Genomic DNA, 24,750 nt, shown 5'->3' with positions numbered 1-24,750 from the left:
ACTATCTAAGAGAGGGGCAGGGAGACATACAGGGAGGCTTCTAACCCCTACTCTGTCGGAGATAGGGAGACGTTGCTAATTTTTTAATCTCAATTCTTTTCTCTATTTTACATACAAAGTTGATCTGATTTTTTTCGCTATGAACTACTCAATAAATCCTTAGTTTTTTTGAAAATCTTTTCATAAGCTTAAGTCTCCCTAGCCTCCCTATCTTTTGCTCTGTCTATATTCTAAGTCTCCCTACAACTCTCCTGATGCTCTCCGTGATGGCCTCCCTATCTAAAAATTCCTCTTGACTAACTATATTAGTTGTACAACATACTACTAAAAGAGCGATTGCTTAACTTACTTTGATTTTTTCCTTTCCGAAATTGTTTTAAAATATCCAGTAATGGGTCAAGGCGATCTCACAACATCATCAAGATTTGGGACTGACTAACAATACTCACAACCGTACCTATCACCCTAAACAAAAAATTACTCAGTTCCTCAAGTTGCCTGATTAATCACTAACCATAACCACCGTCAGAACACGTAAACGGATAATTGCACAGGTGATTTCTCCTAACTAAAAAATTCTTGTTTAGGAACACTGTATTTTAATTCCAATGGGGCATCGCTTACTGATTCTTGTGACGGTTTTTCTTCAAAATAGCTACCTAAAGCGTCTGAAAATAAAATCGTTATTGCGTCTAACTCTTCAGCATCGATTCCATCTTGCCGTTTCTCCTCGATTGTCATTTGATAGAAGCTATTTAAAGCTTTAGTATATTCTCTTGCCCTTTGAGGTGTTAAGTACGGACTCAGCAGGGAAAAATAAAACAATGCTTGCATAACCCATAAGAGCGCATTTTTGGAGTACCCTTGAACTTTTTCTGAGTTATTTGCTTCTTCGGCTTCAATCAGCAATTCGCTCAGTTCATCGTAGTGGTCGTCTAGAATGATGCAGACTAATTGTTCTTGGTTTTTGGCTCGGTAGACACTCAGGTATTCAGCCAGCCATTTTTCTAGTTCTTCTCTGATTTGAATCAAATCGGCTGGGTCAAAACTTTCAGCATCTCCTAGCTCTTGATGCTCAACAACTTGCATGAGTTCTGTCCATTTGCTGCACCAAGCTTGGTCAAACTTTTCTATGTGTTTCTTCCATTGCGGTGTTCCTTCAATTAACACATCAGGGATTTTTCCATAACTTTCTCCCAAAATCTGCTTTCTCCGTTTAGCTTCTCCCATGATTGCTTAATCTCCTAATTGCAAAACACGCTCATGAATGCTCTTTTTAATTTTAATCAGCTATTCTACCGAGTGTCGTTCATCAAACGACCAACTATCACCATCACCATCAACGTAAAAGGACAATCCGAGAAGCTATTCCTTTCCGAGAAAGCCCAAATAACTCTTTCAACATTTATTTGAATACACGGAGACTATCTAAGAGTGGGTTAGGGAGACATACAGGGAGACTTACAACCTTTACTGTGTCTAAGATAGGGAGACGTTGCTGATTTTTAATCTCAATTCTTTTCTTTATTTTACATACAAAGTTGATCTCATCGCGTGAAAGCGTAGTTACCTACTCAATTAATTCTTAGTTTTGTTAAAAATTTTTGATGAATTTAAGCTTCCCTAGCCTCCCTATCTCTTGCTATGTCTGAGTTTTAAGCCTCTCCATACCTCTCCTGATACTCTCCTAAATAGTCTCCCTAACTTTGAGATCACGAATGATTATCAAAGAGCAAAAACTGTCTTATTGCAAAATGTTCTACAATTTATACAGCACAAAAAAACTGTACAGATGAATTGGTATCTACTCAGCACTCAACCTTACAAGCGGGATCTTTTCTTAAAATACTTGGAACAGTCAATTTCCGAAAAAAAGTTACAAGAATTAATTATTAATGCGATTGCTCCAGTTGATGCTGTTTATCAGGACATGATTTTAGTTCAACTCAAAGATTTAAAAGAAGCCCGTCTTTACTTACAACAAGTTGAATATTTTCAACGTCTCGAACCTAAGCCACTAAAAGTAGAACAAGTTCGTCGGATGTCAGGTAATCAAGAATTAGTTTGAACAGGAGTTACAAATCTTTAACTTATTTCGGGACAGTTAAGTTGAGAAGTATTTTATTGAATTCTACAAAAATATGATTGATCAAGCCTTGTCTTTTTAAAGGATTTATTCTTACCTTCTCTTCTAGACAACTGTCGAGCTATTATGTACCAAATTGCTGATTGATTCCCATTTTGCGATAATACCGTTGCTTCCTAATTTCTACATATCGAATTTCATGCTTCATGAGGCGATTTTGTCTAAAAAGACTTAAAAGTTGAGTCTTGCTAAAACTATATTTTTCGCAAAATTCAGTATCGGTATACCAAATATTATTTTCAAAGCGAATCATGTCTGATTTCTCCTCTAGTCAAGTATTTTTTTAATAGATATTCATCCACAAAACATGATAAAAACCTGACTATGAAAAAACTAAAAAACAACTATTTTGTTGAATAATTTGTCAAAGCTTGAACTATTGAATCAGATTTTAAAAATGTTTAGACCACAATAATAGTGCTTATTAATGGCTAGAGTCATACTACTAAAAAATTAACTTAACTTTTTGGTAGTATTTCTCTAGTCTTTTGTTTTTTCCTCAAATTAAATTGAGCAATTAGTAACGGCTTCTTCTTTGATAACCATTGCTTGAGCCTCTGTCTTCTCGCTCTTTGGCTTGATTAACTTTGAGGTCGCGCCCCATCCATTCAGCCCCATCTAAAGCCGTAATTGCGGCCGCTTCTTGAACTTTAGTTTCTAGTTCTACAAAAGCGAAACCCCTTTTCTGACCTGACTCCCTGTCAGTGGGCAGATGCACTCGTTGCACTTTCCCATACTCGGAAAAGACTTCAGAAAGATCTTCTTGTGTTACCTCGTAGGAGAGATTACCAATAAAAATAGACATGAATTTATATCCCTAATTACATTCGGAACTTTGTAGAGAGCGAAAATTGTGGAAAGAAGCTGGCTAATACTAATCTAAAAAACTTAATCTTTTTAATATCGACAACGAACTTGGCACTGCTCTTATTTCTCGTTTCTTCACTATAACATAGTTATTCAACTTAAAGTTTTTTGCTCAACAATTGTACTACTTTTTAAGTACCAAGTTTTTACTTTAAACTCAAATTGAGCAGAAGCAGCTTGACATCTATCTAAAAAAATAAAATTCTTCTGGCTGTGTTTAAGCTATCATTATCAATTTTGGTAAAGCTGACTCGGTCTATATTTTGTCTCATGACCACATCGATTTCTAGCACATTTTTAAAAACGTCATCATCGGCTACAATCAGAACAGCATCAACTTTTAATTCAAGCTAGACAAGTGAATTGGTATTTACTGACTACTCGTTCTTATAAACGTGACCTTTTTCTTAAATATTTGGAACAATCAATCTCTGAAAAACAATTACAGGAATTGATTCCGTTAACAATCGCTCCAGTTGATGCCGTTTATCAGGACATGGTTTTAATTCAACTCAAAGATTTCAAAGAAGCTCGTTCTTACCTACAGCAAGTCGAGTATTTTCAACGCCTTGAACCGAAACCGATTTCTGTTGAACAAGTTCGTCGGATGTCAGGTGATAACAGTTTGCTCTAAAAAAAGCTTTTTCTTTCTTCATTCTACCTTCTCAACTGATTAACCGAACGTTCGGTACAAAAACTAAGAATTTATTTGACTGTTTGTTCGGCTAGAGCGTCTTTTGCGCCGACCGCCATGAAAGCTTCCTTGTTCAGATGACCTTGATTAAAAATCAATGCCTTGTCGAAAAAGGTAATAAAGTTTACCTAAAACTCTAATGATTTAATAGTTGTTAGCTCTTAGGATAAATATTAACCTAAAAGCTATAAATCTATGAAAAGTTCTAGCGTAGTTAACAGAATTAATTTTTTTACTTCAGTCAGATGCTGGCTTGAATTATTGGAAATTGATAATTTACGCCTCGCTTGGCTAATCTGCCAGATCATACCAACTCATTGCCCATTTGAGCGCACAATTAAGCTTTTTAATCGCACGATCATCTCTATTCCACCTCTATGCAAGCTCAACCCTTTTTACGACCAATTGATCGAGCTTCATTTCAAAGCACTCAGCTACATGACTAGCCACGCAGTAAAAGAGAACAAAATTTAATTGAAAGTTCTTCAAAGCTTTACATTGACCAGTTTTAAAGTCATGCACAATGGGCTTTTTGATTAATAATGGTGAATAGTTAGTCATGATTGAAATGTCACAAACACACATCATCTAAAAATCAAGTTCCTCATCATCTAATCCTGTTATGTCTGGTCTTCCTTCTAAAATGAAAGTTCTCTTAACGATCTGTTGGTCTTTCCATTTTAATGAATAACCATATAATTTTTCATAACTTTCATAAAATGCGATTCTTTGAGATGGCATAGTTGACGTTGGGATTCCTTCTAAGATTGATTCTAACTGCTCTTTAATTTCCATTTGTTTTCTCCTGTTTTAAATACTGCCAAAACTCCATCAACTGACGATCGCTTAGGAGTTGGCGTGATCTTTTGTGATAAGTGGTCTGTACATACTTTTTAGCTTGGGCGGTTGTCCATCCCAAACGGTCTAATTCCACATCAATTGCTGCAATGAGTTGGTTCATCTCTTGGTTAACTGATTCAAACAAACTGATTTGATGTAGACAATAAGCTTCATCTACCTTGGCTTGTTCTGCACGGGTTAACAGATAAGTATAAACCCATTCAATCTCACTCTTGCTAAAACCAGCTTCACTTTCAAACTGCAAAAGCTGTTCATAATTGGTACACAGCAACATTAAAGTTTTACAACGTTCGGCTTGATTCTGTTTAGCCCGAATATCATTGGATGTTCGATGGGGGTAAGTTGAATAATCTAGGGAGGCTTTGGGGGAGACTGGCTCATTTAAACTCAGGGAGGCTTGTACAACCTGCTCCGATTGGGTTAGGGAGACTAGGGAGGAGAAGCCTGCTTGATGACTTTCAGGATCTAACACATAATTTTTTTCTTCTAATAATCGCAGTCTCTCCAACAAGTTTTGTTTCTCTTTTTCTAATTCCTTTATTTGGTTTAACAAGCCTCCCTGCTCTCCCTGAGTCAGTTCAGGCAAGGTTTTCAAGTCTCCCTGCACCTCTCCTCGAAGACTCTCTACAAGGCCTCCCTGTAATAATTGTTCCTCAATGGTTAGGATCTCGCTATCTCCAGAAGTTCTTAACCGTATCCCTGAAATCACCATCATGCCATTGCTTTTTTTCTTCTCCACCTGCCACCCTAATGTAGCTGTTAGCAATTCAAGTAAGTTAGCTGAGAAGTTTTCTTTAGTAAGGGGCGATCGCAATGTATTCTTACAAGACCAACAATATGACCCGAATAGAGTAGATGAGACAGGATTATATTGATCATCATTCCATTCCCGTGCATTAGCACCAATTTGTGTTTTAGCTAAAGAATCATAGATGAGATGTTCGTTAACCCACTCTGCTAACCCATCAGATCTGACTTGTGATTCCCACAGTGTCGGTGAGAGTTTTTGCCCCCCTGCTAATCCCCGTAAAACCGATTCAATCTCTGATTCTGGGATAGAAAGCAGATGATGAGTAAATGCTGATAGCTCAGACTCAAATTCTTTTTCCAAGTCCCGTACTTGATCGTTAGCAATAATCTGCTTAAACGGAATCATGATGGCTCGTCGGGTTAACCACCGTCCACTCCCTGCATGAAAGATTGGCTGATTGGATGTGATCGCTACCATCCCATCAAAACGGAAATGGAAGGCATCTTTGTACAGTTTCCGTCCTCTGAGTAAATCTTGACCTGTGATCTTCTTAAAGTTAGACACCTGTTTGCCACAACTGTCTTGATCTGGGAAAACTAACAAAACTTTACCAAACAGATCCGCGATCGCGTCCTTCTCATTCAACGCATCTAGATCCAACGAAGCGGTGTTTTGTTGGCCCACGACGGAAATAAGTAAATTCATTAAGGTACTTTTACCGCTTCCTCCTAGTCCGATGACATGAAGAAATTTCTGTAAATCTGATCTTCTTCTTAAAACCGCAGCCGCAAAGCACAACAGTAACCGCTTGTGATTCATGTCTCCCGCTACAGCTTCATCTAGCCAACGATCTATACTTGACCAACTGTTATCGAGTAAAGTGTAGTTTCGAGGCAGTACCCAAGTCAGTCGATTCCCTGGGGCATGAGCCGAAAACTTACCTGTCGCTGAATCATAGACACCATCAAGGAAAGGTAAAAGATTTTTATTTTCGTTCCATTCGTGGCAGTACAGTTGATGGCGCAATAGTTCAACAATATTTCTGAGATAAGATGCGCCGTATCCTGTGACTCCTCTGGCTTCTAAAATTAGGTTCACTTGTACTGAAATATATAAGTCTTCTACTGGTGTCCAAACACCACGTTGCTTCTTCTCGTACTCAAGCCATGTTTTGTGTTCATTATTCCAGATCCACTTATCTTGATATTTTTCTCGCAAGGAACGGGCGATCGCATCAGGCGATGGCGGTTTTTGAGCCTTCGGGGGTGTAGAGGGAGTAACTTGGACTTCGAGTGATTGTAACCATTCCCGATAAGAAACGGCATTTCCCATGATTTCTTTGAACTTTTCTTCTCCGTGATTCACGATTAAGTCATCAATTCCTTTACCTAGCTCCATATCCCATTGTACGATCGCAACCTGAGCTTTTTGCTGCTTACACAACCGTCCAAACTGGATTAAAGCTGCTTCGACTTGGGATTTGACCATTACATCGGAGTCGAAGACTAAGTTAATGAGCCGCCCTGGTGTAATAAATGGCAATAACGACGGATGAAGTTTTCCTTTTTGTTGTCCATTCCATACTCCTGAAACGCTAATCCCAACTTCAGAGTGCGATAACAGACAACTTGCTTTTTTCGCTCCCTCGGTGATCGATATTGGGAGTTCGGGATGTTTTAAAACCCATAACCAAAAGCCAAGATCCTCTCTGCTTTCATCAATGTCTTCGGGGACAATGGGGATACCGTTTAAAGTAGCGATCGCTCTCCACAATTCCAACGTCATCGGAGCAAAGATCGGCTCTGTCCCCTTACCCTTCGGAAATGAGAAATATTTCTGCGGTTTGCCATCGAGTAATAGAGGGACAGAGGGTTTAAATTGTCCATGATTCGTGTACTGTCCTGTGATTGGGTCAACTGATCTGACATACCAGCCTCCCGTGAGGTTGTAACTTTTCCAGTTTAGGAGAGACGCGATTCCTTTGAAATCTTTGATCTCAGTCAGCCATTTTTGAGTGAGACAAGGGGCGATCGCGCTTCCTACAGTCCATTCTGATGCGTAAAGAGTTGTTTGAATCAACGTAGGATTTGTCAATTGACCTTCTAACGTTGTAGAATTGAGTTCTAACATAGAAATTATGAACAGGTAAACGCACCTAACAAGTCCGTCAAACTTGTTAGGTGATACCGCTAAAGAAGTCCCTTTTTAAGTGTCTTGTGCTGACCTTAAGGGGCTTTTTTAGTTGCATTGTTATCATTATAGCGGTCTGCTTGTAACTAGATGCAAGCAAAATCAAAATTATTTAATGTTTTTTTTGATTCGCTTTTGTTGAACTTGAATATACTTAATGGCATCACTATCAGGAACTAAATACACCGAGCCAACTTTTATCGCATTTACTTTGGCTTTAACCCGTAGCTTCGCATCTCCTGTAATATCAACTTGAACTTTACGAATTGAAGTTCCTAACTCCTCTGCTAACTCCCCCACAGTCCAATATCCAGGTACAAGAGGCTTTTCCCGCTTCAGTTGCGGCTCGAAGTCTTCTGGCTTTATCATCTCATTGGACAAGGCTAGGGTCATCTCTATGTGTTTTTTAGGTTCGCTCTTATACTGTTATAACTAATCTACCAAAATTTCAAGCTAGATCGATTAAACTGTAAGACTTAAAATTTACCTTTGTTAGTTTAGCTATGTGATCGCCTTATTTAGCGAGTATAGTATTAGCTTTCTAAAATAGTTTGAGTAACCCATCCTAAAATCGCTTCGACTAAATTCGGTTGACTGGGTGAAAACTTTTGCAGGGCTACTGAGAGAGGTTCATTGCTAATAATACAGATTGCACCCTCAAACTTACTCAGAGCATCAAGAAATGGAGAAGAATATTTTGGAGATGAGTTGAAAGCATGATAAACAATCATCACCATTAGTTTTTTGCTTGGACGACGACGCAGAGAATGCCAATAGAGTTTGAGTTGTGATAGGGCAATCGGTATCCCATTCTCCCACTCTAGATAACCTAAGTTCAGCATTTGATCATACATTTCGGCAGCAGGGTTGTCAGGTTCGATAAATTTGCTACTGTCGAGGCAAATTAGCTCTACTTTATCCCTCATAATGGAATCTGCTGCGATCGCGGTGTAGAGAAGTTGAGGTAAGATAACTAAATTGAGAGACTGAAAAGCGGAAGTAAAGCTGACAGCAGTAATTTCTGAGATTTCGGGATGGGAAGGGATAGGGGGGTTATGCCAAACTTGATAAAATTTTGGGTAGGATAAGGTTTGAGCGCAATGCCAAATAACTTCGTAGCAATTTTTGAATTGATCAAAATTATTTTTGTAAATTTCCTCTGATAAAAAATTATGTAAGATGGTGACAACATCTGCCATCTGTGCTTTTTGCAAAACTTTCTTTAAACTCTCTACCACTTGCCTACGAGTATTTTTATCTTGGGACATATAAAGCAATTTAACTAAACTCTCAATCGCTTTTAGATTACCTTGTCCAATTTTGCCTAAACTTTCTGCTACTTGCCTGCGAGTATCTTCATCTTCAGAAGTGCTGATTATCTCAACTAAATTATTAATTATTATTGGTTCGCCTTGTCCAATTTTCTCTAAACTTTCTAATGCTTGTTTACGAGTATAGTAATCTTGAGATTTGTGAAGCAACTTAACCAAACTCTCAATTGCCTTTGGATTACCTTGTCCAATTTTGCCTAATCTTTCTGCCACTTGTCTGCGAGTATCTTCATCTTCAAAAGTGCCGATTAACTCAACTAAATCATTAATTATTATTGGATTGCCTTGTCTAATTTTCTCTAAACTTTCTAATGCTTGTCTACGAATATTTTTATTCGGTGCAGTGTAGATTAATTCGTGTAAGCCCTTACTCACACTAGAATGACTTGAGTCAATTTTCTGCAAACTGTATACTGCTTGCTCACGGGTATAGTAATCCTGAGAAGTATGAATTAACTTGACCAAACCCTCAATTGCTCTCGGATTGTCTTGTCCAATTCTTCCTAAACTTTTTGCTACTTGTCTACGAATATCTTCATTTTCAGAAGTGCTAATTATCTCAATTAAATCATTAATTACTTTTGGTTTGCCTTGTTTAATTTTTCCTAAACGCTCTATCACATCCATACAGGTATCTTTATTTGGGGCGGTGCGGATTAACTCGAGTAAGCTTTTACTCACGACAGGATGACTTGGGGCAATTTTTTGCAAGCTGTATACTGCTCGTAGGCGGGTATAGTAATCTTCAGATGTCTGAATTAACTTGACCAAACTTTCAATGGGCCTTGGGTTACCTTGTTCAATTTTTTCTAAACTTTCTAATACTTGTCTACGGATATTTTCATTCGGTGCAGTGTAGATTAACTCGTGTAAGCCCTTACTCACACTAGAATGACTTGAGTCAATTTTCTGCAAACTGTATACTGCTTGCTCACGGGTATAGTAATCTTGAGAAGTATGAATTAACTTGACCAAACCCTCAATTGCTCTCGGATTGTCTTGTCCAATTCTTCCTAAACTTTTTGCTACTTGTCTACGAATATCTTCATTTTCAGAAGTGCTAATTATCTCAATTAAATCATTAATTGCTTCTGGTTTGCCTTGTTCAACTTCTTCTAAACGCTCTATCACATCCATACAGGTATCTTTATTTGGGGCAGTGCGGATTAACTCGAGTAAGCTTTCACTCACGACAGGATGACTTGGGGCAATTTTTTGCAAGCTGTATACTGCTCGTAGGCGGGTATAGTAATCTTCAGATGTTAGAAGTATCTTAATTAAATTGTTAATCAGCATTGAATTGTTTTGTCCAATTTTCTTTAAACTTTCTGCTGCTTGCCAATAAGTAATTATATTTTGAGAAGTGCAAAGCAACTTGATCAAACCATTAATTGCTTTTTGGTTGCCTTGTCCAATTTTCCCTAAATAGTATGCCACGTGTCTACGAGTATTTTCATTTTGGGAAGTGCCGAGCAACTTAAGCAATTTTTGAATCGCTATAGGCACCATTAGGTTGTCTTGTGCAATTTGTCCTAAATTCTCTGTCAATTGACTACGAATCCATTCATCTATAGCAGTATTGACTAACTCATCCATGTCAATTAACTTGTCGTCCTCATCCATGACGATTAACTCGTCAATATCCTCGTTTAAAACAGGGCTTCTTAAATCATTGTTTTCTAAACTATCCATCGCCTGCCTGCGGATACTTTCATTGTGAGAAGTACAAATTAACTCGTTTAAGCTTTCGTCTACAAAAGGGTTTCTTGGGTCAATATTCTTTAAACTGTACATTACTTGTCTACGAGTATCTTTATCTTGTGAAGTGTGAAGTAAATCGACCAAACCCTGAATCGCTATTGAGTTGCCTTGTTCAATTTTTTCTAAACTCTCTAATGCTTGTCTGCGGATATAGTAATTTTGAGAAGTGCTGATTAATTTAAGCAAACCCTGAATCGCTATTGAATTGCCTTGTCCAATTTTCTCTAAACTCTCTAATGCTTGTCTGCGAGCATAATCATCTTGAGAAGTGCTGATTAATTTAAGCAAACTCTCAATCGCCAATGAATTGCCTTGTCCAATTTTTCCTAAACTTTCTACTGACTGCCTACAGGTATAGTAATCTTGTGAAGTGTGAAGTAAATCGAGCAAACCATTAATTGCCATTGGGTTGCCTTGTCCAATTTCTTCTAAACACTCTGCCACCTGTCTACGGATATAATAATGCTGAGAAGTGTGAAGTAAATCGAGCAAACCTTTGATTACCATTGGGTTGCCTTGTCCAATTTTTCTTAAACTCTCTACAGCTTGCCTACAAGTATTTTCATCTTGAGAAGTGCCAATTGACTTGACAATTGTCTCAACTACTTCATTTGCTTTAGCACAATTTTTAAACTCTACAATGCTTTCTATGGCTAGTTTATAGGCTTGATATCTATAAAAGCCTTGTTTTACTCTCTCAAAATTCCACTTACCACAACCATCCTCAAACTCAAGCAATTTTATAAAAAACTCCTCTTTCTGTTCTTTTACTATCTTTCCTTGCCCCAGCCATAGCAAAATCACTTCCTTCCACTGCGGTTCAAAAATACGATACTGCTTTCCTTCCACTGGTTTATCTATATGGTTACGAGGCACAAAATAATCCCAATCCTCAATCGCTAAAGCTGCAAAATACTCCTCAAAACTAGCATGAAAGAAAGCATAAACTTTTTCGTGTGTAGAGGTTTCTGTTGCAATCCCAACATTATTTAACCAACCTAGTTGTAATGCTTTGCTAAACAGAGAATCATTTCCAATAGCCTCACGAATAAGGCTTTCCCGCAAACGAAAGCGATTAGTTCCTGAATCAATATCTTGTAATGCTAAACGCCCTAATGCTTTGTTTAATAAATTTTTTTCCTCATCTTCAATCTTAAAGCGATCGCATTTCCATTTATAGAACTGTTCGACGAACTGAGCATATAATCCTGCTTTAGTTTCGGGCAAATTGCCTTCTCGACTCTGCCAAGAGGCACACAACAGCGTTAACCGCAAAGGATTTTGAATTAAGTCTCGCAAACGGACTTTCTCAGAGTTTTCTAATTCTGCCTTTAATCTTTCTTTTTTTTGGACATCATCATTACTAAACCAATTATTGATAAACTGATACACCTGCTTAGGATAATCAAAATCCAGCAGGCGGTAAGTTTCAAACTCTGCCAAAGCATTCTTATCGGCTTCCCAAACATTGAGACGACAAGTTAAGATTATCCGCGATTGAGAAAACCATCCTTGTAATTGATTAGCTATGACTTGTAACGTTTGTATTCCAGAAATAGCAACTTCATCCACTCCATCTAACAACAGCCAAACTTTTCCTTGCTTAATCTGTTGTACTAATTCTATTTCTGCAATGTTTTTCTGTATTGGAGAAGTGGCTGATGATAACCAAGTTGACTGTACATAACCCCATAGATCTAGAATGCTATTCTGTCCCAATTCGGCTAGGGATATCCAGATGGGCAAACCAAGATTTTGCTCTAAAATCCAATCAGCGATCGTCTGTAGAAGAGTTGTTTTTCCTGCACCTGGTTCGCCGATGAGTGCAATCCGTTCCCCTTTAGTTTTCCCTTCTCCACTGGCTAAGATCTGCTGTAGAAAAGTTTCATGCTCAAATCGCTGTTTCTCTTCATATTGCGGTTCGTATAACCTTGTACCTGCTTCTGGAGCAAATTCGCCTTCTCTTTTATCTGGTTTTCGTCTTTCTATCAGTGCGAGAGGGACATAAATCTGTTCTCGCTCAAATTTGGCATCTTCATCAGAATGTAGCAATAGGTTACTACTTAACTTTTTTTGAGGTTCGAGCATCTTGTTACAGATTTCTGGCCAGTGAACTTTAACTGAGGCGGCTTCGGGAATTAAATTTGATGATTCTTTCGTGGTGTTTCGAGTTTTAGCGTATTGCTGCTTCAGCCAACTGTGCAATGTTTTAAATTGTCCTTTTTTACCAGTACCTAATCCAGAACAACTTGAAGCAAATTTACGGTAGACAGCCCCTAATCTTCTTTCTAAAGTAGCTGGACTAATACCATGACCACCTATTTTGTGTGCAACCTGTGTATCTAAGTCATTAGCATTTTCATCAGCAAATCTTTTTAGAAAAGCTTCTTTCTCATCATGAGACAAGCCATAAGCATCAGCCACTCCATCTAAAAATTCTTTCCACGACATACCAAGCTCCTTAAGTTTCTTACTACTAATCATAACTAAAAGTAAACGCTTGAAAAGCCTTTTTTGAAAGGCTGATGGCAAATGATGGCAATGGAGGGTTTCGTGAGGGTTCTTTTCCTGAAACTAATGAGTTAATGAATTTATGCCATTAATGAATGACTTATAGGCATCGGCAGTTAAATCACAACCAAAACTGTAGCCCCATCCATTTCATTAAGGATGTTTTACCAACCTTATAAGTGCAAAGTTACTTGCTTATCCAAATTATATTTTTATTACAGAAAAGGAAAAACTATGTCTCTCCAAAAAATCGTTCAATTTGTTATCATCAGTAATTTTGTTTTAAATTGTTTAACTTTTATGGAAGTTAAACCTACCAATGACAAATTTTTAGACTTAAATAAATTTTGTCCGAATGTAATAGAAAAAATCAATAAGCCTAATTAATTAAGTTTAATTAGACTTTTGATTCACTTTTGATTTTTTGATGAATTCTTTTTAAAAATACTTTTATGTTACAGGAAAAAAGATATGAATCATTCAATTTTTTTCATTCTAGAAATTGGACTGGGACTCATGATTCTAATTTTGATGTCGCCCTTTCTTGGTTTTACAATTTGGATTCTAGTTTTATCTATTTTCTTTCTATCTTTAGAGAAAAATACAGAACGTCAAGTTTTAACGATTTTTACAACTGCAATGCTATTAGCCATTAATGCTTTGGTAATACTCTTGTAATTGATAGAAGTATTGTCAGAAGAAACTCTTTGTTTAATTAATCCAATTTAAAGCAGATGAGAGCCTTTTTTAGAAGTTTGTCAAAAAACGAATCTAAAAATGCTTTTCGTAAACTTTATATCGAATTTAAAGAAGCTATTTAGCTTTGGCTTCTTGGTTGAATAACTAATTTGAAGTTTAACACATCTTAGTTCATTTTCTTAACCTTAAATTTTTTGAGGATACAAAAATGCTTCTACAAATTAGATATCGTCACATTGCTTTTAATCACTATCACACTGATCTTGTGATTTGCCATCAGTCAAACTTGAAAGCATATTGGGCAGGCCCTAAGTTTGCCATTGATTATTTCGCTCCTCCTTTTTTAGGAACAACCATCGGCTTCTTCAAAAATTTGAACTATCATTCTCAGCAAAAAAGAAAAAATCTATATACATCAGATTCCAATTTGATTCAATTAATTGACGCTGACTTTGATTTAGAAAAAGAAGCTTTACTGAAAAGTTTAATTCTGAAAATCATAAAAGCTAATCTTCCCTATCATCTCTGGAAATCTAATTGTAATTCGGCTGCTTTTGAGATTCTTAGAGCTATTTATCCGTCTCATCCTCCTACTCCATTTGAATATCTATCTGTTCCAGGGTGGGATGTCAATCCTTTTGATTATGTCCCAGTTACTCAACCCGATTCCCAAACCTTTCCTCAACCTTCCTCGGATTTTGTTCCACTTTGGTATTTCACCAATTTTTTATAAGTAATGATTCTCGATTTTTCACAAGAAATGGAGAGTGCATCACACTTAATATAGAGCAAGCCCCATTAGCATTGCTTTAAACCCAACCACTTCCGACCCTCAGTTAATGCAGCTTCGGGTGTGTAGTAAATATTCTCCTCTCCCATTACTTCACCTGTGGTCGTCACAACACGAAACCCGTCTGTTGCCAAAATTTTTGAACCCGCTAGAGGTAGAAGAGCAAAAGTAAATTTTTTGAAAAGATCTTCTATATATAATGTGGCTTAAATTTTTGGCAACAGAACCCTAGATACAGCTAGGATACATAGAGTTAAGTCTTGAGTGAGCGTCAAATGCCAAGCCAGAATGTAGATTTAATCCGAACCCTCCTCCAAAGCCGTTTAGCGACTCTTGAGCATCTCTTGAAGTTAGCTCAAGCTCATTTTGGTGATGATGAGTCGTTCCTTCAAAAGCGTATTGCGGCTGATATGTTTCCCTTCGGTACACAAATTGCTTTCACCTGCAATCAACCACGCAATTTTGCTCTCTGGTGTGATGGCCAACCTGCGAGTAATCTAGATCCAGACGTCACATCTAAAGCACAGGCATATGGACACATCGCAAACACCAAGGAACTTCTTTTAGGCATTAATACTGAAGATGCAAAGCTATCTGAGATGACGCGCATTTACGAGGGGCAGAGCCTCTACATTGAGTTGTCTGGTCATGCCTATGTCAATGAGTTTTTAATTCCGAACTTTTACTTCCATATGGTCACGGCTTATGACATTCTTCGCATGGCTGGTGTGCCAATTGGAAAACGAGATTACATGATGCACTTGGTGCCATTAATCAAAAAAGAATGAAGCCTAACGGCAGATGAATGCAATTCGGCGCATGACAGATTAATAAGATCAGAAAAGGGGATATGCTCAGAAAAAATTGATTGAATCTCTTTTTCAAAGAGTTATTTAAAAAGTGAGAAAGTTAAAGATGTTCTGTCTCTATAAAAAGTTGGCAACAGAACCAAATCTAGAGCGGTCGTTTGATAACCTGCTTTTGATAGCTGACACATCTAATCAAATAACTAGAGAAATAATGAAATAGAAAATATCAGCAATTCCCGTCATTGATGATGATTAAATAAAAAGTGTACTTTAAGTTTTAAAATCAGTTAAGTTGACAAGATTAAAAAACTAGATGATTGAGCAAGCGGGAGTTGAATCAGCGACATGACATACTTTGCCAGTGATTTTAAAAATGTAGACGGGACAGATTCATCTCAAAAATTTGTTCAGTGTTTGAAACTGCAGCAGTCTTTAGAATCCTATTATCGGTACAAACACAAAACATTTGAGCAGATGCACCTAATGTCTGGAGCCTCCGTTCTGGAAATAGGCTGTGGGACGGGAGAAGATGCGATCACGCTGGCCAAACTGGTTGGCACCAAAGGCAAAGTAACGGCTGTGGATCATAGTCAGATGATGTTGAATCAAGCACTCGCCAGTACAGAGAACTTGGGTTTACCGATTGAGTTCATTTTAGCAGACGCGCAGCAGTTGCCCTTTGCCGATCAGATTTTTGAGGCCGCCAGGGTTGATCGCACCTTGCAACATATTGCCAATCCCCAGAGTGCGCTCGCAGAAATGGCTAGAGTAGTTCGTCCTGGCGGTTGGGTTGTGGCTATCGAACCAGATTGGGGAACATTTGTCTTAGACTCAGAGCAGCGTCCTCTAACCCGTCAATTGCTCAACCTCTGGTGTGATAGCTTTCCTTGCGGTTGGATCGGGCGGCATTTATTCCGATATTTTCGTCAGGTAGGATTAAGTGATCTGCAAGTCAATCCTGAGACAATTGTTTTCACTGAGTTTGAATTGGCCGATCAAGTCTTGTCTCTGGTTCAAACCGCCCACAAAGCTGTAGAAAGTGGCATGACCAGCCAGCCTGAGATTGAAAACTGGCTTAGTGAACTCCAACAATTCGCTCAATCTCAACAATTTTTCTGCTCATTTATCGTATTTATTGTCAGTGGCAAGAAGTTATCAATTGCTTCACAAGGGAGTTAGCACTACTTCCATCTGATAAAACTTAAAGGTATTATTCTCACTAGGAGTATCTGCCGCATAGATCTGATAGCGATCAAGGATGTTAGTGATAAATGCTGTCCACTCATCTAAGGGCAGAAATCGCGTCCATTCGGCTAATGTCACTTGGCAATAAGCAAAAAAAGCTTGACGAGTTTGGAAGTCCCAAGACTGGTCTTCGACTTGAATTTGCAAAACCTTTAGCCCATTTTGTTCTGCCAGGATGCGGTAGGCTTCAGGTGTCGGATGAAAATAAGGCTTTTGATGATTTTGAAAATAGTTACTCCAGCGAGGTAATTGACAAACTTCCTCTACCACATCCTCAATAGACTTACGAGAACCTTCAGGGACAAATCGTAAAAGTGCTTGCCCATCGGTTTTTAAAGCAGTGTGAATCGAGCATAAGACGGCATCCTGTTCGGGTATCCAATGAAGCGCGTTAAAAGAAACAATTTGATCGAACTCATGCTGATAGGTTAGCTTGCGGGCATCACCCACCTCGAAGTGGAGGTTAGGATGAATCGGAGAACCATAATTCTGTTGAGCAAAGGTAATCATGTTTTGCGAAGCATCAACACCTAGCACTGATCCTTGAGGAAGGTGTTGGGCGATCGCTGCTGTCACTTTACCATTGCCACAGCCAATATCTAAAATGCGAGCAGATTTCGCTAATGTTAATCGAGAAAGTTGTTTTGTTGCGAGCGCTTCCTGAAGGCTGGAAACAGATTGATATCCAATTGCATTCCATTCTGTCATAATTAATTTTTTTAGCTTAACTAGGGGCGAAAAAGTAAGTACTGTATATGATGATTCTACAGTTGTAGTTAGCTTTCAAAGGAGCAATTGTTTGTTTTTGAACAACGACTTTTAAAGTTTTCTGTACTTTTGTTCAATTAAATGACGAACGAAAAAATCGGCTTTTTTAGTCTACTCTTGCTATTTACAACTGTAGATCTGCTTTTTGAGTCTTTAATTAGCTATTACTTCTATTAGTTATCCAAAGTTGCTCAAGCTATCTCTAAAATAATTAGTACATATGAACATATTTAAGGCAATCGCCGATCACTAGCTGATCGCTAAATGCTTCTTTCTACATTTTCGGCTCAAGCTTGAACAAGAGTTCTGAAGGGCGTGAACACCGTCCGAACTCACGACAATCAAAGACGACTCGACCATCATCTTTGAAGCCCACAACGACTCCTTTAATTCCAGTTAAAACATCAATTACGCGCGCTCGCCGTAGGCGATCCCAAGGGGAGGTGTGTTCGAGATTAATCTTCCGTCCGCTAAGATGAAATTATAATAATTTTCAAGCATTTAAAAATGGGCGTAACCAGATTTACCAAGAAAGAGGAATCTCATCCTTTTATCGGGCGATGGCACATTTTCGAGATGGAAATGTGGGATGAAGATTACTTTAATATGGAAACCCAAGCCTATGTAGAAATTGAAGCCACTAACGAAGGAGAGTTTCAATTCGGTTTAGTAAGGGGTTATCTCGATGGATATATAGAAGAGTTAAAAGATGGGGAGCGATTTTCTTTTACTTGGGAAGGTCAAGATGAAATGGACGAAGTAAACGGCAGTGGATGGCTTCAGTTGGTCGGCCCCGATGAAATTGAGGGACTAATTAATTTGCATCAGGGAGATCGCTCTAAGTTTAAAGCGAAAAGGGCTTGAATAAAAATACCTTAAGATTAATCAACTCTAAAATTATGACGACGGTGATGTTGTAGAAATGTTATTCTATCCCTCAAACCTCTAAATTACAAAGTTTTTAGATGAAGCGTTAACAAATCAACAACAATACCAAAGTTTTACCTCAACTGGTTTGAGAGGTAGGATTTTACCAATCTACAACAACACTCATTAATTCACAATGCGCTCGCTGTCCACGAGTTTCTTTAAAATTACTAAAACTGTCCCTCTATATTTTCTTCTAAAGTTTGAACAATAGTTCCGAAGGTCTAGAACACCGTCCGAACTTACGACAATCAAATACGACTCGACCATCCTTAAAACCGACGACAACACCTTTGACCTCTGTTATTACATCAATAACGTGATCGCCGATTTCTAAAATTTCTTCATCTTGTAGTACGTTTTGGGGGCTTGATTGTTCAACACCCTCACTCTCCCCCTTAATATTAGTGGGTTGTTGAATTAAAGCTTCAACCTCTGCAACTATTGTCTCATAAGCATTAAGCTCATTTTCATCAACTTCTTCCATTTCAGAGTGTTGAACGGTTGTTGAATTGGTGTTGAATGAGTGTTGAATATCCTCAACAACAGATGAGTTAATACTTTCATCCACTAATTCAACCTGACTAGAGAACTGTGCGGGAGAGGGAGAGTCCTTTTGAGTTTCTGTAGTATAATCATTTCTTGTAGTATGTTCAGGCAAGCAATAAACCCACCGTCGCTGATTGATAGCTGATCGCCGTTTCGAGATCATCTGTCGGTCTTCCAAGCGGTCAAGCACTGTATACAACGACTTCCCGATTCCTAGACAATTATCGATCTCTTGATATTCCAAACCTTTCGGTGAAAACTGCTTTAACAATTCCATCACCCGTTCACCTTGAGATCGTTTAATTCCTGACTCGTCACCGAACTCACCGATGAAGTTGAAAATCCCATTACTGGCCCAAGTATCCTTTGGGTTAATCTCCAAAGCCAAAGTCACTGCTTCACCCTCTCTCGGTTTAACTTTTAGCCAACGGGTCAAGTCTTGCTCATTGTTCGGGTCTGATGCGAGAAGTTGCCAGATGCCCCAAGTCGCCGCAACAATTCTCGCACTTCCACTAACCTTGTCGATGCCTTTAGCTTCTTTGTCTTTGTTTTGATGATGGATCAAAATCCCTACTGCACCGTAGCGACCTAACAAATCTTTAAGTTTGTAAATCGGTCTAGCAAATTCGACATCTTTCTCATTTAGTCCACTTTCACGGGTAATTGAAGTCAAACTATCAATAATCACCAGATGCGGTCGGAAATCTTCTAACTCCTGTTCTAGCGGTGATAAATCGGAAATCTCAAAGTAGGTCATAATTCTCATGTTTTTCGCTATGGGCAGCTTCTCTGAGAATAATGTAAAGGCATATCACAATTTTTCAATACTGTTAAGAAATGTTGTCGTCTCTTGTCAAAATTGCTAGAGTATGAATATCAAACAGTAACTAAGTATTTTTGCTTAGTAGATTCTTAATGATGACAAACCCTTTATTAGTCAAGCGGATTTTTTCTAATGCTGGGCTGGTTTCTGGCTGAAAAGAAGGAGGACTCGGTTGGACAAAATCAATCAAACCTAGAATGTGTTGAACTAATTTAAGTCCTAAAACTTAAACGAGCATTCTTAAAAATTAAGTGAGCGCAATCGTTAAAAGCTTGATCGCTAGTCCCGTTATCACCTAATTAAAACAAGAAATTGATAATAGCGATGTTGTCTTGGATTTAAAAGAGCCTTTTCTTTCCCATTTCTAATTCTTGAGGAGACCTTAAACCATTCTCCATAGCCAACTTTAGATTCACCTCGTTACATACAGCATACAGTCTTCTAATTCTTAACATTTTCTTGTCTCATCCTGAGTTGCTTCAACAGAATTTCTAACTCAGAAAGCTTAATTTAATCTTTTTCGAGATCACCATTATCGTTGCTGGCACTCTACACCATCTGTAGAAGCTGACTGCTTTGTGGCGTAATTAATCCCCTCTGTCCCGTCGCATCAACTTGCCGATAGCAAGTCATCTATCCCTTCATTGATTGTGAGGTTTGAACTATGAAATTATACGGAAAAACTGCTTTAGTCACGGGAGCTTCTCGCGGGATCGGCCGTGCCATTGCCTTAGAATTAGCTCAATCTGGCCTCAAACGTCTTATTATTGTGGCTCGGACTCAAGAACATCTCGAAGCCTTAGCTCAAGAAATTGCTCACCGAAATGCAGACATTTCTGTTGTTGTCTTACCCCTAGACCTGACTCAACCCATCTGTGTCAATACAGCTATTGCTCAAACTTGGCGAGACTATAGAGCGATCCATCTTCTGATCAATTGTGCTGGAGTCGCTTACCAAACTCCTTTTTTAACGGCTAAACTTCCTGATGTTTATCAAGAAATCTCCTTAAATCTGATCGGGCTTTATACTATGACGCGCTGTGTGGCTCGACGAATGGTTTCTCAAGAGGAAGGGACTATCGTTAATGTCTCTAGCTTAATGGGAAAAGTAGCTGCTCCCACCCTATCAACCTATTCAGCCACGAAATTTGCCATTCTCGGTTTTAGTCAGGCTTTACGCCACGAACTTGCCCCGCGCCAGATCAAGGTGGTTACTTTGTTACCAACCTTAACGGATACTGACATGGTTCGAGGGTTCAAGCGTTTTCGTTGGGTGAGAGCCATGACCCCTCAACAGGTCGCTAAAGCCTTGATACAAGGGCTAGAGCATGATCACAACGAAATTCTCGTAGGATGGCAAAGTCATCTGGTCATTTGGTGTCAACATTTTGCACCTTGGTTACTTGAGCGCATTTTGCAATTATCCATGCCCTAATCCATTTAAAGAATTATGCACCAGCAGAAACCCGTTTTAATCATGCCAAATAGTACGGACGGACAAATGTTAAGCTGAAAAGACAATTCAAACATTTGGCGATCGCTCTTTGAGATCGTCATCCTAACCAGTCAACTTATAAGCAATCGATAATATTGATTTTGTCAAGACACCAACTCCTATGACCACCCTACCTCTAAGCTGGACAGAACTTCAATCTTTAACAGACTTTCAAATCGATCCAATCAACGGGCCGACCAATGCTCAAGCTCGATTGCGCCTTTTTAATCGCTCAGAATCTGAGATACGAGTTACACTCTACCGCGACAACCACGCTTGGTGTCCCTACTGTCAGAAAGTCTGGCTCTGGCTAGAAGAAAAACAAATCCCCTACCGCATTTCTAAAGTCACGATGTTTTGCTATGGAAAGAAAGAAAGCTGGTACAAACGCAAAGTGCCATCGGGGATGTTGCCAGCCATCGAGCTAGATGGACGCATCATTACGGAAAGTGATGACATTTTAATCGCCCTAGAACGAGTCTTTAAACCCTTGGGTTGGTCGATGGAAGACCCTAATGTAATTCCGCTACGGCGATTGGAACGGATGTTATTCCGAGCTTGGTGTTCTTGGCTTTGTTACCCTCCTCGTTCCAACCGAGAAGAACAGTATAACCGAGAACAATTCACAGCAGTTGTCGCCAAAGTTGAGGAGGCGTTAGCTAGTACCTCTGGATCTTACTTTCTCTCGGAGTTCGGCATAGTCGATGTGATCTTTACACCTTATGTTGAGCGCATGAATGCCAGCCTTTTCTACTATAAAGGCTACTCCTTACGGGAAGAAAATCCTTATTTGTCAGCCTGGTTTGACGCGATGGAAAGCCGACTTACTTACAGAGGCACTCAAAGCGACTTTCACACCCATGTCCATGATTTGCCGCCTCAGATGGGTGGTTGTTGGGAAAATGGCGAACCTCAGATGCTTCTTAACAAGGCTCGGGTAAATGATGGCCCTTGGTTGGGATTACCCGATGTGGCTTATCCAGAACCAGAAACCTCTAGAGAGGAAGCACTTTTTCGAGTACTCAAGCACCGCACTAACATAATTAAAGTCAATCCCGCCGATGACCGCTTGTTTGATGAAGCTCTGCGGTGTTCTTTAACCCATTTAATGACTGGAGCCGCCTGTACTCCTCCGCCAGGCTCTGATTCTGCCTTACGATATTTGCGCGATCGCATTAACGTGCCACGAGATATGTCCATTTACGCGGCTAAACGACTCAGAGAATCTCTAGAGTTTACTGCTACCTTAGTAGGCGATCAGCAAGGAATACCTTTACCTGTACCGCATCGACGGGATCAAGATCCAGCAAACTTTGCCAGGATAACTGAACATTTACACCAAGAGGATTTGAGTCATGTTAAAGATGTAGAAAAAAACTCAGCCATTGAAATTTAAAATTCCATCGAATAAGAAGATTTTGAGACAGTGGGAGAAGGAATTAATCTATAAGTGGCATGGTGGACGTAAGCCAGATCCCGTAGGACTCGCCTTTTAACAAGGAATGTTAGCCGTAGTTCGGTCAACCGTTTGGAGCGAGAAAGGTTTAAGGTGGTAATTATAGAAAAGAGGAAAGATTGATGGATAGACAATTTCCCGACTGGGAACAGCTATATCAAGAGCAAGCCGTCGAGTCGATGCCCTGGTTTTATAAAGCACTTGATCCTGATTTAGAGCGAGCTTTGCATCAGTTAAACCTCACTCAAGGAACGGTTTTAGATATTGGCACTGGCCTAGGTACTCAAGCAATTGCTTTAGCAAAACTAGGTTTTCGAGTAACAGCTACCGATTTATCAACAACGGCTATTGAAAAGGCGATTGAAAAAACCCAAGATGCAAAGTTAGGTATTCTCTGGATGCAAGATGATATTTTGAATAGCCGACTTGACCAACAGTTTGACATGATTGTAGACCGAGGATGCTTTCACGTTCTGCCTCCGCAACGGCGACAGAATTATGTAAGCGTTGTCGCCCATTTACTCAAACCGTCGGGCTATTTATTCCTTAAATGTTTTAGCACTCTAGAAACTAGAGAATCTGGCCCCTATCGGTTTACACCATCTGACATTCAAGAAATTTTCCAAAGTCATTTTCATTTACTCAGTGCAGAAGAAACACAATACTATGGCACTCTCGATCCCATTCCTAAAGCTTTATTCTGCATTTTGAAAAATTTTTAAATAATTTAATAAGGCTAATTAGACAACAATGTTTAATTCTTTTAAAAAAGGATTAAAATTAATAAGATCAGTTAAGTAACTCTTAGTCAAATAAGGTAAATTAAAGTCAAAAAAGTTCATTTAAAAGGGCTAAAAGAAGACTTTAAATACTGGCAATCTCAACCTGATGAAGCGAGGTTAGAAGCTTTAGAAATCCTTCACCAAGAAGATTATCAATGAAATATAATGTTCAGTCCAGACTTCAAAGAGTTCAGACAATTATTAAACAATAATCAGGAGTTACTACATTTTGCTATTTGGTGGTAGTTCGTAAAAAGTTTACATATTTGGCTGAAGCCGCATCGGCATTTTCTATCAATAGTAGATGACCAGCTTGAGGTAACTGGAGCAATTGACTACCAGCAAGACATTGTTGTAGTCGAGAAGAGCCACTAATATCGAAAATCTGATCTTCTGTCCCCCAAATGATCAAAGTAGGCAACTGAGGAGGTTCACTTTTACACAGTAGGTCATCATAGAGATTAACAATGTCCCAAACCTGCTGATAATGACGATTGCGAATTATGTAATCGTTAACTTTTTCGGCTTTGACTGAATCAGGAATGGTCGGTGGAGTTACAAAAAGCAGATCCACTTCTTGCTCAAACTGTTTTTGGGTAATCGGAATAAAAGGATTAATTCCTTGGAAAATCATCTCTTTAACGCTATTTGCCCAATCAGTAATTCCTAATGGGGAACCGATAAAAGCAAGGCTACGCACCTGAAGAGGAAAACGTTGAGCATATAGATAGGCGATCCCTGCGGGATCTGGCTTCGCCAGTACGCTCCTCCCATTGAGCTACCTGCTACATCAAAAGACTTGATGCCTAAATCTTTCATCAACTCATGTAACCGTGCTGTTTGGTTTTCTAAAGCATAGTCTTCTATCGTGAAACCGTTGCTCTTGCCATAACCAGGTAGATCAGGAGCGATCACCTGATAACCCGCTTCCGACAGCCAACACATCATACTATGCCACTGCTCCTTGTTGGCAAATAAACCATGCAACAGCAAAACCGCTCGTCTATTTCCCACTTGGCTGTAGGACAGTATACCGTTACTAACCTTTGCCGTAAAACTTGCGATTGGACAGCTTGAGGCAGAGGTGGCGGGATTTATCCATACATAAGCAATTAACCCAGTTAACACATAAATGACGAGCAACAGCCGAATTATGTACTTTTTCATAGCTCGATCCTCTATCAAGGCTATTGAGTAATAGTTAGCACTTTTTTCATCTGCTCAAAAACTTAGAGGGTTCATTTTCACTTGGGTAAGCCGCAGCAATTCTGGGGTAATAGGCACATAGCTGCGAA

General features: G+C 39.0%; 23 protein-coding genes. 11 read left to right on the top strand and 12 right to left on the bottom strand.

The window, feature by feature from the left end; translation table 11 throughout:
- Window positions 1-564: 564 nt before the first annotated feature.
- On the bottom strand, window positions 565-1,230 hold the full coding sequence (locus CFPU101_RS22620; RefSeq protein WP_206817812.1) for a DUF2839 family protein: 666 nt from the start codon (window positions 1,228-1,230) through the stop codon (window positions 565-567).
- Window positions 1,231-1,792: 562 nt separating this feature from the next.
- Here CFPU101_RS22620 and CFPU101_RS22615 point away from each other — a divergent pair.
- A complete protein-coding gene (locus CFPU101_RS22615) occupies window positions 1,793-2,068 on the top strand; it encodes a hypothetical protein (protein WP_206817811.1) in 276 nt (91 codons plus the stop codon).
- Between the two features lie 142 nt (window positions 2,069-2,210).
- Here the strand turns inward: CFPU101_RS22615 and CFPU101_RS22610 are convergent, their stop codons facing one another.
- On the bottom strand, window positions 2,211-2,399 hold the full coding sequence (locus CFPU101_RS22610) for a hypothetical protein (protein WP_206817810.1): 189 nt from the start codon (window positions 2,397-2,399) through the stop codon (window positions 2,211-2,213).
- A 264-nt stretch (window positions 2,400-2,663) separates the two neighbouring features.
- Entirely contained in the window at window positions 2,664-2,951 is a 288-nt protein-coding gene (locus tag CFPU101_RS22605) for an RNA-binding protein (protein ID WP_206817809.1), read from the bottom strand.
- 420 nt (window positions 2,952-3,371) lie between these two features.
- Between CFPU101_RS22605 and CFPU101_RS22600 the strand changes: the two genes are divergently transcribed.
- Both CFPU101_RS22600 and CFPU101_RS22595 read left to right on the top strand, forming a co-directional pair.
- Window positions 3,372-3,647 (top strand): hypothetical protein, encoded by a 276-nt coding sequence (locus tag CFPU101_RS22600; protein WP_206817808.1) that lies wholly within the window; start codon window positions 3,372-3,374, stop codon window positions 3,645-3,647.
- A gap of 255 nt (window positions 3,648-3,902) precedes the next feature.
- Entirely contained in the window at window positions 3,903-4,181 is a 279-nt protein-coding gene (locus CFPU101_RS22595) for a Mo-dependent nitrogenase C-terminal domain-containing protein (protein WP_206817807.1), read from the top strand.
- A 114-nt stretch (window positions 4,182-4,295) separates the two neighbouring features.
- Here the strand turns inward: CFPU101_RS22595 and CFPU101_RS22590 are convergent, their stop codons facing one another.
- The 4 genes from CFPU101_RS22590 to CFPU101_RS22575 all read right to left on the bottom strand — a co-directional run bounded on the left by CFPU101_RS22590 (window position 4,296) and on the right by CFPU101_RS22575 (window position 13,052).
- Window positions 4,296-4,502: a hypothetical protein gene (locus CFPU101_RS22590; RefSeq protein WP_206817806.1), complete on the bottom strand. Its 207-nt coding sequence runs from the start codon at window positions 4,500-4,502 to the stop codon at window positions 4,296-4,298.
- Entirely contained in the window at window positions 4,492-7,449 is a 2,958-nt protein-coding gene (locus tag CFPU101_RS22585; protein WP_206817804.1) for a DUF3854 domain-containing protein, read from the bottom strand. Before CFPU101_RS22585 ends, CFPU101_RS22590 begins: the two co-directional genes overlap by 11 nt.
- Before the next feature lie 168 nt (window positions 7,450-7,617).
- A complete protein-coding gene (locus tag CFPU101_RS22580; RefSeq protein ID WP_242578194.1) occupies window positions 7,618-7,878 on the bottom strand; it encodes a DNA-binding protein in 261 nt (86 codons plus the stop codon).
- 164 nt (window positions 7,879-8,042) lie between these two features.
- Complete coding sequence (locus tag CFPU101_RS22575) at window positions 8,043-13,052, bottom strand: HEAT repeat domain-containing protein (RefSeq protein WP_206817800.1); 5,010 nt, start codon at window positions 13,050-13,052, stop codon at window positions 8,043-8,045.
- A gap of 531 nt (window positions 13,053-13,583) precedes the next feature.
- Between CFPU101_RS22575 and CFPU101_RS22570 the strand changes: the two genes are divergently transcribed.
- Together CFPU101_RS22570 and CFPU101_RS22565 are read left to right on the top strand one after the other, a co-directional pair.
- Complete coding sequence (locus CFPU101_RS22570) at window positions 13,584-13,790, top strand: hypothetical protein (protein WP_206817798.1); 207 nt, start codon at window positions 13,584-13,586, stop codon at window positions 13,788-13,790.
- A 229-nt stretch (window positions 13,791-14,019) separates the two neighbouring features.
- On the top strand, window positions 14,020-14,544 hold the full coding sequence (locus CFPU101_RS22565; RefSeq protein WP_206817796.1) for a hypothetical protein: 525 nt from the start codon (window positions 14,020-14,022) through the stop codon (window positions 14,542-14,544).
- 65 nt (window positions 14,545-14,609) lie between these two features.
- On the opposite strand, the gene CFPU101_RS26080 is transcribed toward CFPU101_RS22565, so the two are convergent.
- Window positions 14,610-14,735 (bottom strand): hypothetical protein, encoded by a 126-nt coding sequence (locus tag CFPU101_RS26080; RefSeq protein WP_277988793.1) that lies wholly within the window; start codon window positions 14,733-14,735, stop codon window positions 14,610-14,612.
- A gap of 126 nt (window positions 14,736-14,861) precedes the next feature.
- Here CFPU101_RS26080 and CFPU101_RS22560 point away from each other — a divergent pair, with 126 nt between their 5' ends.
- On the top strand, window positions 14,862-15,389 hold the full coding sequence (locus CFPU101_RS22560; RefSeq protein ID WP_242578192.1) for a DUF1993 domain-containing protein: 528 nt from the start codon (window positions 14,862-14,864) through the stop codon (window positions 15,387-15,389).
- A 366-nt stretch (window positions 15,390-15,755) separates the two neighbouring features.
- Entirely contained in the window at window positions 15,756-16,589 is an 834-nt protein-coding gene (locus tag CFPU101_RS22555) for a class I SAM-dependent methyltransferase (protein ID WP_206817794.1), read from the top strand.
- Here the strand turns inward: CFPU101_RS22555 and CFPU101_RS22550 are convergent.
- Window positions 16,575-17,363 carry a trans-aconitate 2-methyltransferase gene (locus CFPU101_RS22550; protein WP_206817792.1) on the bottom strand — a complete coding sequence of 263 codons (789 nt, stop codon included), beginning with the start codon at window positions 17,361-17,363 and terminating at the stop codon, window positions 16,575-16,577. The genes CFPU101_RS22555 and CFPU101_RS22550 overlap by 15 nt on opposite strands.
- A gap of 567 nt (window positions 17,364-17,930) precedes the next feature.
- On the opposite strand from CFPU101_RS22550, the gene CFPU101_RS22545 reads away from it, so the two are divergent.
- Entirely contained in the window at window positions 17,931-18,287 is a 357-nt protein-coding gene (locus CFPU101_RS22545) for a hypothetical protein (RefSeq protein WP_206817790.1), read from the top strand.
- 259 nt (window positions 18,288-18,546) lie between these two features.
- On the opposite strand, the gene CFPU101_RS22540 is transcribed toward CFPU101_RS22545, so the two are convergent.
- Complete coding sequence (locus CFPU101_RS22540; RefSeq protein WP_242578190.1) at window positions 18,547-19,656, bottom strand: AAA family ATPase; 1,110 nt, start codon at window positions 19,654-19,656, stop codon at window positions 18,547-18,549.
- A gap of 730 nt (window positions 19,657-20,386) precedes the next feature.
- On the opposite strand from CFPU101_RS22540, the gene CFPU101_RS22535 reads away from it, so the two are divergent.
- From CFPU101_RS22535 to CFPU101_RS22525, 3 genes are all read left to right on the top strand, one after another.
- Complete coding sequence (locus tag CFPU101_RS22535; protein WP_206817786.1) at window positions 20,387-21,157, top strand: SDR family oxidoreductase; 771 nt, start codon at window positions 20,387-20,389, stop codon at window positions 21,155-21,157.
- Window positions 21,158-21,338: 181 nt separating this feature from the next.
- Window positions 21,339-22,613: a glutathione S-transferase family protein gene (locus CFPU101_RS22530; protein WP_206817784.1), complete on the top strand. Its 1,275-nt coding sequence runs from the start codon at window positions 21,339-21,341 to the stop codon at window positions 22,611-22,613.
- A gap of 182 nt (window positions 22,614-22,795) precedes the next feature.
- Complete coding sequence (locus CFPU101_RS22525) at window positions 22,796-23,395, top strand: bifunctional 2-polyprenyl-6-hydroxyphenol methylase/3-demethylubiquinol 3-O-methyltransferase UbiG (protein WP_206817782.1); 600 nt, start codon at window positions 22,796-22,798, stop codon at window positions 23,393-23,395.
- 292 nt (window positions 23,396-23,687) lie between these two features.
- Here CFPU101_RS22525 and CFPU101_RS22520 read toward each other — a convergent pair whose 3' ends face one another.
- Entirely contained in the window at window positions 23,688-24,155 is a 468-nt protein-coding gene (locus CFPU101_RS22520; protein WP_206817780.1) for an alpha/beta fold hydrolase, read from the bottom strand.
- Window positions 24,122-24,469, bottom strand: coding sequence for an alpha/beta fold hydrolase (locus CFPU101_RS26075; protein ID WP_206817778.1), 348 nt, complete (start codon window positions 24,467-24,469; stop codon window positions 24,122-24,124). The genes CFPU101_RS22520 and CFPU101_RS26075 overlap by 34 nt, the downstream gene beginning before the upstream one ends.
- Window positions 24,470-24,750: the final 281 nt, after the last annotated feature.

The organism is Chroococcus sp. FPU101, from assembly GCF_017312365.1.
GTDB lineage: Bacteria > Cyanobacteriota > Cyanobacteriia > Cyanobacteriales > Microcystaceae > Chroococcus.
The sequence above is the reverse complement of the archived record's forward strand: the minus strand, read 5'-3'. Positions and strand labels throughout refer to the sequence as shown.

What these genes read in the sequence shown, in the direction of transcription:
- CFPU101_RS22615 (WP_206817811.1), top strand. Translation starts at nt 1,793, where the DNA reads ATGAATTGGTATCTACTCAGCACTCAACCTTACAAGCGGGATCTTTTC.
- CFPU101_RS22620 (WP_206817812.1), bottom strand. Translation starts at nt 1,230, where the DNA reads ATGGGAGAAGCTAAACGGAGAAAGCAGATTTTGGGAGAAAGTTATGGA.
- CFPU101_RS22585 (WP_206817804.1), bottom strand. Translation starts at nt 7,449, where the DNA reads ATGTTAGAACTCAATTCTACAACGTTAGAAGGTCAATTGACAAATCCT.
- CFPU101_RS22525 (WP_206817782.1), top strand. Translation starts at nt 22,796, where the DNA reads ATGGATAGACAATTTCCCGACTGGGAACAGCTATATCAAGAGCAAGCC.
- CFPU101_RS22580 (WP_242578194.1), bottom strand. Translation starts at nt 7,878, where the DNA reads ATGATAAAGCCAGAAGACTTCGAGCCGCAACTGAAGCGGGAAAAGCCT.
- CFPU101_RS22545 (WP_206817790.1), top strand. Translation starts at nt 17,931, where the DNA reads ATGGGCGTAACCAGATTTACCAAGAAAGAGGAATCTCATCCTTTTATC.
- CFPU101_RS22570 (WP_206817798.1), top strand. Translation starts at nt 13,584, where the DNA reads ATGAATCATTCAATTTTTTTCATTCTAGAAATTGGACTGGGACTCATG.
- CFPU101_RS22540 (WP_242578190.1), bottom strand. Translation starts at nt 19,656, where the DNA reads ATGACCTACTTTGAGATTTCCGATTTATCACCGCTAGAACAGGAGTTA.
- CFPU101_RS22590 (WP_206817806.1), bottom strand. Translation starts at nt 4,502, where the DNA reads ATGGAAATTAAAGAGCAGTTAGAATCAATCTTAGAAGGAATCCCAACG.
- CFPU101_RS22530 (WP_206817784.1), top strand. Translation starts at nt 21,339, where the DNA reads ATGACCACCCTACCTCTAAGCTGGACAGAACTTCAATCTTTAACAGAC.
- CFPU101_RS22565 (WP_206817796.1), top strand. Translation starts at nt 14,020, where the DNA reads ATGCTTCTACAAATTAGATATCGTCACATTGCTTTTAATCACTATCAC.
- CFPU101_RS22535 (WP_206817786.1), top strand. Translation starts at nt 20,387, where the DNA reads ATGAAATTATACGGAAAAACTGCTTTAGTCACGGGAGCTTCTCGCGGG.
- CFPU101_RS22595 (WP_206817807.1), top strand. Translation starts at nt 3,903, where the DNA reads ATGAAAAGTTCTAGCGTAGTTAACAGAATTAATTTTTTTACTTCAGTC.
- CFPU101_RS22610 (WP_206817810.1), bottom strand. Translation starts at nt 2,399, where the DNA reads ATGATTCGCTTTGAAAATAATATTTGGTATACCGATACTGAATTTTGC.
- CFPU101_RS22550 (WP_206817792.1), bottom strand. Translation starts at nt 17,363, where the DNA reads ATGACAGAATGGAATGCAATTGGATATCAATCTGTTTCCAGCCTTCAG.
- CFPU101_RS22605 (WP_206817809.1), bottom strand. Translation starts at nt 2,951, where the DNA reads ATGTCTATTTTTATTGGTAATCTCTCCTACGAGGTAACACAAGAAGAT.
- CFPU101_RS22575 (WP_206817800.1), bottom strand. Translation starts at nt 13,052, where the DNA reads ATGTCGTGGAAAGAATTTTTAGATGGAGTGGCTGATGCTTATGGCTTG.
- CFPU101_RS22555 (WP_206817794.1), top strand. Translation starts at nt 15,756, where the DNA reads ATGACATACTTTGCCAGTGATTTTAAAAATGTAGACGGGACAGATTCA.